This window comes from Bradyrhizobium sp. Kon58, assembly GCF_055807455.1.
The window spans coordinates 233,858-246,975 of the sequence record NZ_JBVVOT010000007.1; the positions used below are offsets into that span (position 1 = coordinate 233,858).

General features: G+C 64.7%; 16 protein-coding genes. 7 read left to right on the forward strand and 9 right to left on the reverse strand.

From position 1 onward, the window contains the following. Positions 1–78: 78 nt before the first annotated feature. Positions 79–783 (reverse strand): hypothetical protein, encoded by a 705-nt coding sequence (locus AC0L20_RS15525; protein ID WP_473289390.1) that lies wholly within the window; start codon positions 781–783, stop codon positions 79–81. 133 nt (positions 784–916) lie between these two features. On the opposite strand from AC0L20_RS15525, the gene AC0L20_RS15530 reads away from it, so the two are divergent. After that, positions 917–2,050, forward strand: coding sequence for an AI-2E family transporter (locus tag AC0L20_RS15530; RefSeq protein ID WP_473289393.1), 1,134 nt, complete (start codon positions 917–919; stop codon positions 2,048–2,050). A 6-nt stretch (positions 2,051–2,056) separates the two neighbouring features. Here the strand turns inward: AC0L20_RS15530 and AC0L20_RS15535 are convergent, their stop codons facing one another. The 6 genes from AC0L20_RS15535 to AC0L20_RS15560 all read right to left on the reverse strand — a co-directional run bounded on the left by AC0L20_RS15535 (position 2,057) and on the right by AC0L20_RS15560 (position 5,742). Beyond that, complete coding sequence (locus AC0L20_RS15535) at positions 2,057–2,353, reverse strand: antibiotic biosynthesis monooxygenase family protein (RefSeq protein ID WP_473289395.1); 297 nt, start codon at positions 2,351–2,353, stop codon at positions 2,057–2,059. Between the two features lie 100 nt (positions 2,354–2,453). After that, complete coding sequence (locus AC0L20_RS15540; protein ID WP_473289397.1) at positions 2,454–2,690, reverse strand: hypothetical protein; 237 nt, start codon at positions 2,688–2,690, stop codon at positions 2,454–2,456. A gap of 57 nt (positions 2,691–2,747) precedes the next feature. After that, entirely contained in the window at positions 2,748–3,980 is a 1,233-nt protein-coding gene (locus tag AC0L20_RS15545; protein ID WP_473289399.1) for a GGDEF domain-containing protein, read from the reverse strand. Positions 3,981–4,209: 229 nt separating this feature from the next. Then, positions 4,210–4,689 carry a 30S ribosomal protein S9 gene (gene rpsI / locus AC0L20_RS15550; RefSeq protein ID WP_007603485.1) on the reverse strand — a complete coding sequence of 160 codons (480 nt, stop codon included), beginning with the start codon at positions 4,687–4,689 and terminating at the stop codon, positions 4,210–4,212. A gap of 1 nt (position 4,690) precedes the next feature. Continuing rightward, positions 4,691–5,155, reverse strand: coding sequence for a 50S ribosomal protein L13 (gene rplM, locus AC0L20_RS15555; protein ID WP_092028874.1), 465 nt, complete (start codon positions 5,153–5,155; stop codon positions 4,691–4,693). A gap of 158 nt (positions 5,156–5,313) precedes the next feature. Beyond that, positions 5,314–5,742: a PaaI family thioesterase gene (locus tag AC0L20_RS15560; protein WP_473289404.1), complete on the reverse strand. Its 429-nt coding sequence runs from the start codon at positions 5,740–5,742 to the stop codon at positions 5,314–5,316. An 86-nt stretch (positions 5,743–5,828) separates the two neighbouring features. On the opposite strand from AC0L20_RS15560, the gene AC0L20_RS15565 reads away from it, so the two are divergent. The 4 genes from AC0L20_RS15565 (at position 5,829) to AC0L20_RS15580 (ending at position 9,239) form a co-directional block, all read left to right on the forward strand. Next, positions 5,829–6,653: an enoyl-CoA hydratase gene (locus tag AC0L20_RS15565; protein ID WP_456764067.1), complete on the forward strand. Its 825-nt coding sequence runs from the start codon at positions 5,829–5,831 to the stop codon at positions 6,651–6,653. 118 nt (positions 6,654–6,771) lie between these two features. After that, a complete protein-coding gene (locus AC0L20_RS15570) occupies positions 6,772–7,356 on the forward strand; it encodes a CoA-binding protein (RefSeq protein ID WP_456764066.1) in 585 nt (194 codons plus the stop codon). Between the two features lie 138 nt (positions 7,357–7,494). After that, positions 7,495–8,775: an O-acetylhomoserine aminocarboxypropyltransferase gene (locus AC0L20_RS15575; protein WP_027567230.1), complete on the forward strand. Its 1,281-nt coding sequence runs from the start codon at positions 7,495–7,497 to the stop codon at positions 8,773–8,775. A 119-nt stretch (positions 8,776–8,894) separates the two neighbouring features. Further along, positions 8,895–9,239, forward strand: a complete 345-nt coding sequence (locus AC0L20_RS15580; RefSeq protein WP_247289433.1) for a hypothetical protein — start codon at positions 8,895–8,897, stop codon at positions 9,237–9,239. Between the two features lie 13 nt (positions 9,240–9,252). Here the strand turns inward: AC0L20_RS15580 and AC0L20_RS15585 are convergent, their stop codons facing one another. After that, positions 9,253–10,335 (reverse strand): COX15/CtaA family protein, encoded by a 1,083-nt coding sequence (locus tag AC0L20_RS15585; protein WP_473289409.1) that lies wholly within the window; start codon positions 10,333–10,335, stop codon positions 9,253–9,255. A 93-nt stretch (positions 10,336–10,428) separates the two neighbouring features. On the opposite strand from AC0L20_RS15585, the gene AC0L20_RS15590 reads away from it, so the two are divergent. Next, on the forward strand, positions 10,429–10,650 hold the full coding sequence (locus tag AC0L20_RS15590; protein WP_473289411.1) for a DUF2842 domain-containing protein: 222 nt from the start codon (positions 10,429–10,431) through the stop codon (positions 10,648–10,650). Here AC0L20_RS15590 and AC0L20_RS15595 read toward each other — a convergent pair. Further along, the gene (locus AC0L20_RS15595; protein WP_473289414.1) at positions 10,640–11,683 is read right to left on the reverse strand and encodes a polysaccharide deacetylase family protein; all 1,044 of its coding nucleotides are present in this window, start codon (positions 11,681–11,683) and stop codon (positions 10,640–10,642) included. The genes AC0L20_RS15590 and AC0L20_RS15595 overlap by 11 nt on opposite strands. A gap of 127 nt (positions 11,684–11,810) precedes the next feature. On the opposite strand from AC0L20_RS15595, the gene AC0L20_RS15600 reads away from it, so the two are divergent. Further along, positions 11,811–12,992 carry a GNAT family N-acetyltransferase gene (locus AC0L20_RS15600; RefSeq protein ID WP_473289416.1) on the forward strand — a complete coding sequence of 394 codons (1,182 nt, stop codon included), beginning with the start codon at positions 11,811–11,813 and terminating at the stop codon, positions 12,990–12,992. The last annotated feature ends 126 nt before the right edge of the window (positions 12,993–13,118 follow it).

Consider the following 13,118-nt stretch of genomic DNA (forward strand, 5'->3'; position numbering starts at 1 on the left):
CCTCTCGCCGAAGAAGATTCTCCAAACATGCCCCTGGGATGGAACAAATTCAACAGAAGGGTACGCGGGACGGCAATGCTATTTTCGCGCAAATGCCTCCCGGGCCACGATCGCGCCGCCGAGGGGCAGGCCGGCGGCCTTCAGTGCGGTCGCCGCCGGGTCGCCCGGCGCAGCCAGCCAGGGCAGTTTCGTCTCGATTCCACGCGTCACGGACTCCCCGAGCGCGCCACCGAAATCGATCGGCCAAAGCCCGTTGGGCACCATTTCGGCGGTAAGGCCATGGAGTGCATAGCCGTCGCCCAGGACCGCCTCCGCATGGTCGCCGGTGACAAGCCGCGCGGTCGCAGGGTCGAGGGGATCGCCAAAGCTCACGAGCACGGGCATTAGGTCCCCCTGCACCGCGACGACGCCGGTCTGCCGGTTGAGCTCGTTGAACGAGACGCGGTTGCCGCGCGCGGCGCCATAAGCGCGGAGCGCGACATAGTTGATGTCGTCGAGATCGAGCTTCGCGCCCTGCTGATGCGCGAGCAATGCCACCACATTCTTTCCCCGGCCGAGGTCGACGAACACAGCCTCGCCGCGCATCGTGGTGCGGCCGCCCCGGCTATAGCCGCGATCGGGCACGACGGACAGAATGCCCGAGCCGGTCTTGATCCCGTCAGGCGTCGTCACCTCGACCGTGAGGCGATATTTGTGACCGGGCCGGTTGATCCGGATCTGGTCGCCTATCACGAGCACGGCGAGAAGGCCGAGCAGACCGGCCCACTTGCTGATGAAACTCAAGCGCCCTCACCTGTTCTTTCCTCATCGCTCTGCACCGTTCACGCGGCAGCGTCAAACCAGCGCGTTGACGCGGTCTTGATCCGGATCGCGTTTGTCGAAAGAGTACGGCGCACCGCGCTGAAAAGGACCCGATGTGACCATTCCCGCAGATGAACGGCCCCTGACCCGCACCGATCTGGCCTGGTCGATCTCGGTCGGGGGCGTCGGCATCGTGCTGTTCACGGCAATGCTGGTCTTCACCTGGTATTTTGCCGCCACCCTGCTCCTGATCTTCACCGGAATGCTGCTCGGCGTCGGCCTCAACGCGCTGACCAACGCGCTCGGCCGCCGCGTGCACCTGCCCCACGCGGTCCGGCTCGCGATCGTCTGTGCCGCGCTGGCGGTGATGCTCGCAGGCGTTGCCTATCTCGGCGGCGCCACCATTGCCGAGCAGGCCTCGCTGCTGAGCAAGACGATCAAGTCGCAGATCACCAACGTCCGGTCCTTCCTCGAAAACCATGGGATCGACACCAGCTTCTTCGATCTCGGCAACGCCGCACCCGCTGCCTCCACCGATGCGACGCCGACGCCCGCCCCGACCCCGGGCTCGCACGGCGGATTGCCGGGCGCAGGCGCGCTGGCCTCGAGCGGCGGGGCGATCGTGAGCCAGACCTTCAAGCTGCTGCTCGGCACCATCAGCGCGGTCGGCAACATCTTCATCGTGCTGTTCCTGGGGCTCGCCTTCGCCGCGCAGCCCGCGGTCTATCATGACGGCCTGTTGTTTCTGGCGCCGGCCAGGCATCGCGCCCGCATCACCCTCATCATCGACGGCATCGGCGAGACGCTGGAGCGCTGGCTGATCGCGCAGATCATCGTGATGCTTGCGGTCGGCGTGGTGACCTGGATCGGGCTCGTCCTTATCGGCATTCCCGGCTCGTTCATCCTGGGGATCCAGGCAGGCCTGCTCGCCTTCATCCCGACCGTCGGCGCCATCATCGCCGGCGTGGTGGTCGTGCTGGCGAGCCTCGCCTCGGGATGGATTCCGGCGCTGTCGGCCTTTCTCCTCTTCATGGGCGTGCACGCCATGCAGAGCTATGTGCTGACGCCGATCCTGCAGCGGCAGGCACTGGACATCCCGCCGGCCACGCTGTTCGCGTTCCAGATCCTGCTCGGCGTCGTGTTCGGAATCTGGGGCCTGGCGCTGGCGCTGCCTCTGGTCGCCATCGCCAAGGTCGTGATCGACCACTTCAAGACCTATGAAGCGCCGCCTCTGGCTGAGGCGGCCTGAGCCGCCTCAGGTGGTGAGCACGGTTTCGGTGTGCTCGACCTCAGGGGGTGCCGCAAAATACTGGCCGACGAGGCCGCGCCATTCGGTGAAATTCTCGGAGCCGCGGAAATCGACGGTGTGGTTCTCGAGCGTTTCCCACTTCACCATCAGACGATAGCGCTGCGGCTTCTCGATCGACTTGTGCAGCTCGAAACCATGGAAACCCTTGGAGCGGCCGAAAGCGGCCTTGGCCTTACCGACGGCGGCCTCAAAGTCCTTCTCGCTGCCCGGCTTGACGTCGATTTGCGCGATCTCGGTGATCATTTGTTTCCACCCATTTTGTTCGATGGACGTGTCTACCGCAGCCCGCGACAAAGAAAAAGGCGCCGAAACGGCGCCTGCCCGGTCCAAAAATGCAGATCACTCAGGCAAGCAGCAGAACGGTGCCCGCCATTATCAGCGCACAACCGGCGAACAGCGCGAGCGGCCAGTAATTGCGGCCTTGCGTGTAATGCCCCTGGGCGCGGCGCTCGGTGATCAGCGCGCTCTCGTATTCGTCCGCGGTCGAGAACAGGCAGGCGAAGCCGCCGCGTGCCGAAGTCGCCGCGGCTTCGAGCGACATCAGGGCGGTCTGCGGGTTCTGTCGACGGATCGATTCCATGACCGCAATGGTAGGGATCGAATGGTAAACAGGGGATTACCGCAAGACCTCCTTTGCCTAGGCTGTCGCCGTCTGCGCCTTGGACTGCGTGTTGGAGACGCCGATCCGTGCGGCACTCTGGCGGCGCCAGTTCTCCAGCGACAATGGCAGCTCCTCCGCCGCCTCGACGCGGTTACGGCCGCCGCGCTTGGCCTGGTAAAGCGCGGTGTCGGCCGAGGCCAGCAGCACTTCGAGCTCGGTGCCGGCCGGACCGCCCGCGACGCCGATGCTGACGGTGGTGTCGACCGGGCCCTCGTCGACGACGACCCCGGAGGTCTCGAAGGCCTCGCGCACGCGCTCGGCCACCAGCACGCCCTCCTCCAGCGAACACGGCAGGAGGGCTGCGAACTCCTCGCCGCCGATTCGACCCGACATGTCGCTGATGCGCAGATTGCTGACGACGACGGTCGAGAACAGTTTCAGCATCTCGTCGCCGGCGGGGTGGCCGAAGCGGTCGTTGATCGACTTGAAATGATCGATGTCGAAGATCATCACGGTCACGGGACGGCCGGCCTTGGCCTCGCGCTCAATCACGCGTCCGCAGGCTTCCGAGAAGCCGCGGCGGTTGAGCATGCCGGTCAGCGGATCGGTGGACGCGGCGGTCCGGTGCGCGGTGACCGTGCGCTCGGACACCAGCATGAAGATCACGAACACGGTGCCGACGGCATAGAGCACGAGCTCGACCGCGAACACGGTGACCCAGATGCTGGTGGAGAAGCCGGCATCGTTCGGGCGCAGGAAGCTGCCGAGCACGATCGGCAGCATCAAGACGCAGCCGTGCATCACCGGCACCACGAAGGCCGGCCAGCGCCGTTGCAGGCTCTTGCGCCGCTCGACCCAGAGCTCGCTCGCCGTCAGCGCCGCATAGACCGAGACGATGCCGGCGCCGACGATCATGCGCAGCATGGACGCGGCGGGATCGAGCAGCGTGGCGGCAGCGGTCCAGGCGAGCGCGCCGACCAGGAGACCCGGCCAGTTCGGCTTGCGGCCGTGGAAGACACGCGCCGCATTCCACACCATGCCGCAGGCGACGAAGCCGACCGCGTTCAGCGCAAGGTAAAGATGCGGCCCCAACTTCTCGCCGGCCGCCGTCCAGAGCGCGACCGATGCAGCGCCAAGGAGATACGCGGTGCCCCACCATTTCAGCGCAGGGCTGTTCTCCTGCCTTCCGAAAAATACCATCATGGCGCCGAGCAGTGCGGCGACCATGGTGGCGACCAAATAGAGCGTGATGCTATCGAGCGACATCATGTCGGCCCCCTTCTAGACATAGCAGTTACGCGATCGGCTCCACCGATTTGCGCGCCCTTCCAAATGCGACGCTATGTCTCGCGGGTTCCATTCAGGTTTTCATGCGGGCCCAAGTTTTCAGGAAACACGCCATCAATTTGCATACAAACGAACAGCAAAAAGGGCGCTGAAATCAGCGCCCTTTTGCATCTCATTGAAGCCGCTTTCGCGGCGAATGCGACCGAAGTGATTAACGCTTCGAGAACTGGAAGGACCGGCGAGCCTTGGCCTTGCCGTACTTCTTGCGCTCGACCACGCGGGAGTCGCGGGTGAGGAAGCCGCCCTTCTTGAGCACGGTGCGCAGCTCCGGCTCGAAATAGGTCAGCGCCTTGGAGATGCCGTGACGGACGGCACCGGCCTGGCCGGACAGACCGCCGCCGGCGACGGTGCAGATCACGTCATACTGGCCGGAGCGCGCGGCCACGGAGAACGGCTGCTCGATCATCATACGCAGCACCGGACGGGCGAAATAGACCTCGACCTCGCGCGCGTTGACCGTGACCTTGCCGGCGCCCGGCTTGATCCAGACGCGGGCGACCGCGTCCTTGCGCTTGCCGGTGGCGTAGGCGCGGTTGAACTTGTCGACCTTCTTCTCGTGCTTGGGCGCGTCGGGCGCGGCCGCCGTCTTGAGCTGCGAGAGCTGGTCGAGCGACTGGATGGATTCGGCCATGTTATGCGGCCCTCGTGTTCTTGCGGTTCAACTTGGCGATGTCGATCTTCTCGGGCGTCTGGGCCTCGTGCGGATGATCGGCGCCGCCATAGACGCGGAGATTGCCCATCTGGACGCGACCGAGCGGACCACGCGGGATCATGCGCTCGACGGCCTTCTCGAGCACGCGCTCGGGATGCTTGCCCTCGAGGATCTGGCGCGCGGTGCGCTCCTTGATGTGGCCGACGTAACCAGTGTGCTTGTAATAGGTCTTCTGCTCGCGCTTGCGGCCGGTGAGAACCGCATGCTGCGCGTTGATGATGATGATGTTGTCGCCGCAATCAACGTGCGGGGTGTAGGTCGGGAGGTGCTTGCCGCGCAGGCGCATGGCGACGATGGTGGCGAGACGGCCGACGACCAGACCCTTGGCGTCGATCAATACCCACTTCTTCGTCACCTCAGCCGGCTTTGCCGAAAAGGTTTTCATGTCAGAGTTTCCGTGGACGGGGAGCATCGGCGCGAACACCGCACCGGACTGGGCGGTTTTCTAGAGAACAGGGGCGCCGCGGTCAATGCCCAAAGGCGTAATTTACACGTGCAATATCAATTGCTTAGAAATATGGTATTAAGATACCTGCAAAAAGCTCAAACGTTTGGAATGGAATAGGTCGAGGTGACATGGGCAATCGGATCGGGCGAGGTACCGGACAACAGCTTCACCTCACCGACCGCGAGGCGCTTGCCGAGCTTGAGCAGCCGCGCCTCCGCCAGCACGTCCTGCCCGGGTTGCCCCTTGCGCAGGAAGTTGATGTTGAGATTGGTGGTGACGGCGAGCCCGATCGGCCCGATCGCCGACAACAGCACCACGTACATCGCGAAATCGGCGAGTGCCATCAGGGTCGGGCCGGACACGGTTCCGCCCGGCCGCAGCATCTTTTCGCTATAGCGCTGACGCAAAAGGCAGGCCTGACCGTCCGCGCTCTCGATCGTGATGTCGTCGCTGCTGAAGGCTTGGGGAAACTCGTTGCGGAGGAACTGCTCGAGCTCCGCCACGCTCATTTTCGCTAACGCCATGCTACCCCTCACCCTCGCTTCACGTCCCCTGTTACATTAAGTTATCTGCGTCATCCAATCGCAATAATCCAACCGGAAACGCTTCGATGTCCGTCCAGGCCGCCCGCGTCCCCTCCCCGCAACCACCGATCCTGCTGCGCGAGACCGTGGGCCCCATCGCGGTCTTGACCCTCAACCGCCCGGCCGCCCGCAACAGCCTGTCGGCGACGATGATCGCAAGCCTGCATGCCGAGCTCAACGAGATCCGGGACGACAAGGCCATCCGCGGCGTCGTGATCGCGGCCAACGGTCCCGCCTTCTCCGCCGGCCACGACATGAAGGAGCTGACCGCGCGCCGCACCGACCCGGACCGTGGCCGTGCCTTCTTCGCCGAGATGATGACCGCCTGCAGTGCGATGATGCAGGCGATCGTGCACCTGCCCAAGCCTGTGGTCGCATCCGTCCAGGGCATCGCCACCGCCGCGGGCTGCCAGCTCGTGGCAAGCTGCGATCTCGCGATCGCCTCGGAAGCAGCACACTTCGCCACGCCCGGCGTCGACATCGGCCTGTTCTGCTCGACGCCGATGGTGGCGCTGTCGCGCAACGTGCCGCGCAAGCAAGCGATGGAGATGCTGCTGACGGGCGAGCCGATCCCGGCCGCGCGCGCCCGCGAGATCGGACTCGTCAATCGTGTCGTCGCGGCCGGCACCGAGCGCGCTGCCGCCATTGCGCTGGCCGAACAGGTCGCGCTGAAATCCGCCTACACCGTCAAGCTCGGCAAGGAGGCGTTCTATCGCCAGGCCGAGATGAGCCTTGCAGACGCCTATCGCTATGCGGCCGAGGTGATGACCGAGAACATGATGGCGCGAGACGCCGAGGAAGGCATCGGCGCCTTCATCGAGAAGCGCACGCCGACATGGCGGGATGAGTAATTCGTCATTGCGAGCGAAGCGAAGCAATCCAGAATCCCTCCTCGCAGACAGACTGGATTGCTTCGTCGCTTCGCTCCTCGCAATGACAGCGAAACGATGAGCCCAAGAAGATGAGCCAATGAACCACGACGCCTATCCCGACAATTACATCCGGGGCATCCTCAACAACGTGAAGTCGATCGCGATGGTCGGCGCTTCGCCTGCCAACGTGCGGCCGAGCTATTTCGCGTTCAAATATCTGGCCCAGCGCGGCTACGACATGATTCCGGTCAACCCCGGCCATGTCGGCAAGGAGCTGCTCGGAAAACCCTTCGTCGCCTCACTGTCCGACATCGGCCGTCCCGTCGACATGATCGACATTTTCCGCAACTCCAGTCACATCATGCCGGTGGTCGAGGAAGCCCTCACGCTCGATCCGCTGCCGATGGTAATCTGGATGCAGTTGGGGGCGCGCGACGATGCGGCGGCGCTGAAGGCGGAATCGGTCGGTATCAAGGTGGTGATGAACCGCTGCCCCAAGATCGAATATGGCCGCCTCTCCTCGGAGATATCGTGGATGGGCGTCAATTCACGCACGCTGAGCTCCAAACGCGCCCCGGTGCCGACGCAGGGCATGCGCTTATCCCTCAATCGGATGAGTGTCGGCGGCGGCGAAACCGCGGCATCGGACCGCGCCGCCAAGAACAAGAGCGAGCAAAGCTGACGCAGTTGCGAAGGTTTCATTTCGCGAACGCGACAATGCGTAGCACGATCGTTCCGATGTGAAGCCGCGCCTTGACGGCAGCCGCGGCGCCAATCAGCATGCCGCGCGATTTCAGACCACGAGAACAGGACGCCCTCAATGAGCGATCGCCTTCCGGGATTTTCGACCCTCGCCGTGCATGCCGGTGCACAGCCCGATCCCACCACCGGTGCGCGCGCGACTCCGATCTATCAAACGACGTCGTTCGTCTTCAACGACGCCGACCACGCCGCCTCGCTGTTCGGCCTGCAGGCGTTCGGCAACATCTATACCCGCATCGGCAATCCCACCAACGCGGTGCTGGAAGAGCGCGTCGCAGCCCTCGAAGGCGGCACGGCCGCGCTTGCGGTGGCATCGGGCCATGCCGCGCAGGTCGTCGTGCTGCAGCAATTGCTCCAGCCCGGCGACGAGTTCATCGCGGCGCGAAAGCTCTATGGCGGCTCGATCAACCAGTTCACGCACGCGTTCAAGAGCTTCGGCTGGAACGTGGTGTGGGCCGATCCCGACGACATCGCGAGCTTCGAACGCGCGGTCACGCCGCGCACGAAAGCGATCTTCATCGAGTCCATCGCCAATCCCGCCGGCAGCATCACCGACATCGAGGCGATCTCGACGGTGGCGCGCAAGGCGGGCGTACCGCTCATCGTCGACAACACGCTGGCCTCGCCCTATCTGATCCGTCCCATCGACCACGGTGCCGACATCGTCGTGCACTCGCTGACGAAGTTTCTCGGCGGCCATGGCAATTCGATCGGCGGCATCATCGTCGATGCCGGCACCTTCGACTGGTCGACCGGCGGCAAATATCCGATGCTGTCGGAGCCGCGGCCCGAATATCACGGCATCCGACTGCAGGAGACGTTTGGCAATTTCGCCTTCGCGATCGCCTGCCGCGTGCTCGGCCTGCGCGACCTCGGACCCGCGCTGTCGCCGTTCAACGCCTTCATGATCCTCACCGGCATCGAGACATTGCCGCTGCGCATGCAGAAGCACTGCGACAATGCGAAAGCGGTCGCCGAATTCCTCGCCGGCCATCCGGCGGTGGCCGCGGTGAACTATGCGGGCCTTGCGAGCGACAAGTACAACCAGCTCGCGCGCAAATACGCGCCGAAGGGTGCCGGCGCCGTGTTCACCTTCAGCCTGAAGGGCGGCTACGACGCCGGCGTCAGCCTAGTGTCGAAGTTGCAGCTGTTCTCGCATCTGGCCAATGTCGGCGACACCCGCTCGCTGGTCATCCATCCGGCCTCGACCACGCACAGCCAGCTCGACGACGCCGCCAAGGTCAAGTCCGGCGCCGGCCCCGACGTGGTGCGGCTCTCGATCGGCATCGAGGACAAGGAAGATTTGATCGCCGATCTGGAGCAGGCGCTGGGCGCGTAGCTGTCCTGGTCATTCCGGGGCGCCTGAGTGCGCCCCGGAACATGGTTCCAGTTAACAGTCATTAACCATATCTGCCGCATACATCGTCACTGGATCGCCCTTTTGATTCGGAGCCGACGATGCTGCGCTGGATGGTGCCTGCCCTTGCGGCGATGCTGACGGTCTCAGCTGCGATTGCGGCCGATTTGCCGGCCACGCCGCGGCGGCGGGCTGCCGCTCCGCCACAGGAGCCGCCGCAGGTCTATGTCGAGACCGATCCTGATGCGCTGATTTCGCCGGCCTACGGCATCGGCAGCTACATCCGCAATTTGCCGGGGACGCCACTGCTGCCGGGCTCGCACACGCTGCCGGGTTATTACGGCCGCCCCTGGGACTACGATTACCAAGGTGCGTATTACGGCGGGAAGCAGGTCGATTATTTCTGGCGCCTGCCCTACTCGTGCGGCATCTACGGCTATTGCTGAAGAGCAGATCCGATCAGCCGGGCTGACCGACGGGAACCGCGCGCGGCTGCGCTTCGGTTGAGCTACGCGTCGCGAGCCGCTCGGCCTGCATCACCGCAAGCGTCAGCACCACGATCGCGACCGCCTGATGCGCGAGCGCGAGGTCAATCGGCACCTGGTTGAGCAGCGTGAGGATGCCGAGCACGCCTTGCAGGCTGACCGCGCCCAGCAGCAAAAGCGCGCCGCTCGCCGCAGACCCCGCGCGTGAACGCACCGCATCGAACGCGTGCAACGCCGCCAGCGCGAACAGCGCATAGGCCGTCATGCGGTGCTCGAACTGCACCGTCAGCACATTGTCGAACATGTTGCGCCACCACGGCGTCTCGAACCACAACCGCTCCCCTGAGGGAATGAACGCGCCGTCGATCTGCGGCCAGGTGTTGTAGGCGCGGCCGGCGCGTAGGCCCGCAACCAGCGCACCGAAATAGATCTGGATGAAGGTCACGACCAGGAGCAAGGCGCTCGTGAAGCGCAGCCGCGACGATGCTGCGATCTGCGGCCGTTCTGCGAGCCGCCGCACCGTCCAGACGATGCCGGCGAAGATGACGAGCGCGAGCACAAGATGCGTCGCCAGCCGATATTGCGACACCTCGACGCGTTCAGATAGCCCCGAGGCCACCATCCACCAGCCCACCGCGCCCTGAAGCCCGCCGAGCCCGAACAACAACCACAACCGCCGCTTCAACTCACCGGACAGGCCGCCGCGCCAGAGGAAGAACAGGAACGGCAACAGATAGGCGACGCCGATGAAACGGCCGAGCAGCCGGTGGCTCCATTCCCACCAGAAGATCTCCTTGAACTCGGACAGGCTCATGCCGGCGTTGAGCTCGCGATATTGCGGGATCGTCTTGTAGGCCTCGAAGGCCGCCGTCCACTGCGCTTCCGAGAGGGGCGGAACGCTGCCCGTGACCGGCTTCCATTCGACGATCGACAGTCCGGATTCCGTCAGCCGCGTCGCGCCCCCGACCAACACCATCAGCGCGATCAGCGCAGCGACTGAGATCAGCCACCAGCGCACGGCGCGATGCGGCTCGGACGGGGCGGAAATCGTCGTCATTCGAGGCAAAACCAGAGCTTGAACGGGACTGCGTGCCCCTTATAGTCCCCCGCTTCCGCAGCGCAAGTTACGCGAAAGCCGCGATATTCCTTCATGACGATCCGCACCCGCAAGTTCCTCGGCACCATCCTGCTCCTGCTGCTCGCCACCGTCTGGGCCCTGCTCGGCATGGCGCTGGCGCAGATGCCGTGGATCGCCGAATCCGGCTGGCGGCAGGCAATCTATTATGTGGTGGTCGGCATGGGCTGGGTGCTGCCGGCGATGCCGATTGTGAGCTGGATGCAGCGACCGGACCGCGCGAAAACTAGCTCGTAGTTCCGCCCGTCGGCTTCACCGGCGCAAAAGCAACCCCCGACACCAGCACCCGCATCATGCGCAGCGAGCGCACCCGGCCATCCCAGGAAATGCGCGGCAGCGCGCGCAGATTGGTGCGTCCCTCCGCGTCCACGACGCCCGGGATCGTCGTCACCGCGCTGGCAAAGCCGGCCTCCTCCGCCATGATGACATGGCTGCGCCGGAACGAGGCGCGATCGCCGAACGGAAAGGCGAGATGCCGGATGTCGCGAGCGAAGGCCGCCTCCGCCACCGCCTTGCCCATCGTCATCTCGCGCAACGCGGCCGCATCCTTCATGTTGGCGAGAACGGGATAGTTCACGGTCGCACTGCCGATCGTCACCAGCGGATCGGCCGCAAGCCTCGCCAGATCCTCCCAATTCATCGATGCCTCGCGCGAGAGCGCGGCAAGGTCGACCCGGTAGCGCGTGCAGAGGTCTGCGATCGCAGCCGACACATCCGCCGGCGGCAGCGAGCGCAGCCAGGCCTCGACGAACGAAAACAGCGCCTGCTTCTCGGCGTTGCCAGTCACAGTAAAGCGCTGCTCCTTCTCGCCCATCATCAGGCTGACACGGCTCTCGCGCGCGATCACCTGCTCGAGTCCGAGCCACCAGGCCTCGCCGACGCCGTCGGGAAACGCAGTGGGCACATAGATCGTGAAAGGCACGGCGTGGCGCGCCAGCACCGGGTAGGCAAAGTCGATCAAGTCCTTGCCGGCATCGTCGAAAGTGAGCGCCACGAAGCGCCGCCGTTCCGATAGCGTCACCGCGCGCCGGCAGACCTCGTCCATGCCGAGAAAATCATACTTCCACCGCTTCAGCGCGCGAATGGCGCGATCGAGGAAATGCGGCGTGATCTCGCTCTCGCGCAGCGGCTGAAACCCGCCGCGCCGCCGCGGCCGCACATGCGCAAAGCGCAGGATGGCGCCGGCACCACGACTGCGCAGCGCGGCCTGGCCCGTGAGCCAGGTCAGCTCGAGGCGCAGCCGTTCCAGCCATCTGTCGTCGGATGCCAATATCCCACCTCGCGCCGGTCGGCGGCCGTTCCCCCTCTTATAGTCATTACTCTTTGTTGACATTTCTTTGCAAAGGTCGGCCACAGGCCGAATTACGCATATTTTTGATTTCTCGACAGGTTCGCGAATGACCATGGCTGCGGCGATGCAAAGCCGGACGGCAGAATTGCCAGCGCGGTCGAAAGCGGGCCGTATCGCGCATGTCGATATCGTCACCGATCTCGGCGCGGCCGAGGCCGTCTGGCGCACCTTCGAGCGGCCCGGCCACCTCTTCACGCCCTATCAGCGATTTGATCTGCTCAGTCCCTGGCAGCGTCTGGTCGGCGAGCACGAACGCGCCCGCCCTTTCGTCGTCGTGGCCCGCGACGCCGAGCATCAGCCGCTGCTGCTGCTGCCGCTCTCGCTGCGCCAGAACCATGGCGTCCGCACGGCCTGCTTCATGGGCGGCAAGCATACGACCTTCAACATGGGCCTGTGGAACGCCGAATTTGCAGCGCAGATCGCCATCGGCGATCTCGACGCGCTGTTTGCGCCGCTCGGCGAGCATGCCGACGTGCTCGCACTGACGCAGCAGCCGCTGCACTGGAACGACCAGCAGAACCCGTTCGCGCATTTGCCGCGCCAGAGCGCGATCAATGGCTGCCCGCTGCTCACGATGGAACCGGGCGGCCCGCCGGCATCGCGGATCAGCAACTCCTTCCGCCGCCGCCTCAAGAGCAAGGAGAAGAAGCTCCAGGCGCTCGCCGGCTATCGCTATCATTTGGCGACCACCGATGCGGATGTCACCCGCCTGCTCGACTGGTTCTTCCGCGTCAAGCCGGCGCGGATGGCCGAACAGAAGCTTCCCAACGTCTTCGCCGAGCCCGGCGTCGAGCCATTCGTCCGCAGCGCCTGCCTTGCGCCACGCGGTGACGGCCGCGCCATCGACATCCATGCGCTCGAATGCGACGACGAGGTGATCGCGATCTTCGCCGGCGTCGCCGACGGCCAGCGCTTCTCGATGATGTTCAACACCTACACGATGTCCGAGCACGCCCGCTACAGTCCCGGGCTGATCCTGATGCGTTACATCATCGACCGCTGCGCCGAACGCGGCTACCGCTCGCTCGACCTCGGCATCGGCTCGGACGAGTACAAGCGGATGTTCTGCAAGGACGACCAGGACATCTTCGACAGTTTCGTTCCGCTGACGTCACGCGGAAAGCTCGCGGCGATGGCGATGTCCTCGCTGAGCCACGGCAAGCGGCTGGTGAAGCAGAACCAGATGCTGTTCGACCTGGCGCAGCGGCTGCGGCGAGCGTTCGGGTAAGTTCTCAGCCTCTTGATCTCTCGCCACTTGCGAGCTGCCCTTCCCTTCTCCCCTTGCGGGAGAAGGTGGCGCGAAGCGCCGGATGAGGGGTATCTATCCTCAGACTCAAAAAGACGACGGGACTCG

Bases quoted from the DNA above. Each gene is read 5' to 3' on its own strand.
- AC0L20_RS15580 (WP_247289433.1), top strand. From the start codon at position 8,895: ATGCTGCGCTGGATGGTGCCTGCCCTTGCGGCGATGCTGACGGTCTCA.
- AC0L20_RS15540 (WP_473289397.1), bottom strand. From the start codon at position 2,690: ATGGAATCGATCCGTCGACAGAACCCGCAGACCGCCCTGATGTCGCTC.
- AC0L20_RS15575 (WP_027567230.1), top strand. From the start codon at position 7,495: ATGAGCGATCGCCTTCCGGGATTTTCGACCCTCGCCGTGCATGCCGGT.
- AC0L20_RS15565 (WP_456764067.1), top strand. From the start codon at position 5,829: ATGTCCGTCCAGGCCGCCCGCGTCCCCTCCCCGCAACCACCGATCCTG.
- AC0L20_RS15535 (WP_473289395.1), bottom strand. From the start codon at position 2,353: ATGATCACCGAGATCGCGCAAATCGACGTCAAGCCGGGCAGCGAGAAG.
- AC0L20_RS15585 (WP_473289409.1), bottom strand. From the start codon at position 10,335: ATGACGACGATTTCCGCCCCGTCCGAGCCGCATCGCGCCGTGCGCTGG.
- AC0L20_RS15560 (WP_473289404.1), bottom strand. From the start codon at position 5,742: ATGGCGTTAGCGAAAATGAGCGTGGCGGAGCTCGAGCAGTTCCTCCGC.
- AC0L20_RS15545 (WP_473289399.1), bottom strand. From the start codon at position 3,980: ATGATGTCGCTCGATAGCATCACGCTCTATTTGGTCGCCACCATGGTC.
- AC0L20_RS15570 (WP_456764066.1), top strand. From the start codon at position 6,772: ATGAACCACGACGCCTATCCCGACAATTACATCCGGGGCATCCTCAAC.
- AC0L20_RS15600 (WP_473289416.1), top strand. From the start codon at position 11,811: ATGACCATGGCTGCGGCGATGCAAAGCCGGACGGCAGAATTGCCAGCG.
- rplM (WP_092028874.1), bottom strand. From the start codon at position 5,155: ATGAAAACCTTTTCGGCAAAGCCGGCTGAGGTGACGAAGAAGTGGGTA.
- AC0L20_RS15590 (WP_473289411.1), top strand. From the start codon at position 10,429: ATGACGATCCGCACCCGCAAGTTCCTCGGCACCATCCTGCTCCTGCTG.
- rpsI (WP_007603485.1), bottom strand. From the start codon at position 4,689: ATGGCCGAATCCATCCAGTCGCTCGACCAGCTCTCGCAGCTCAAGACG.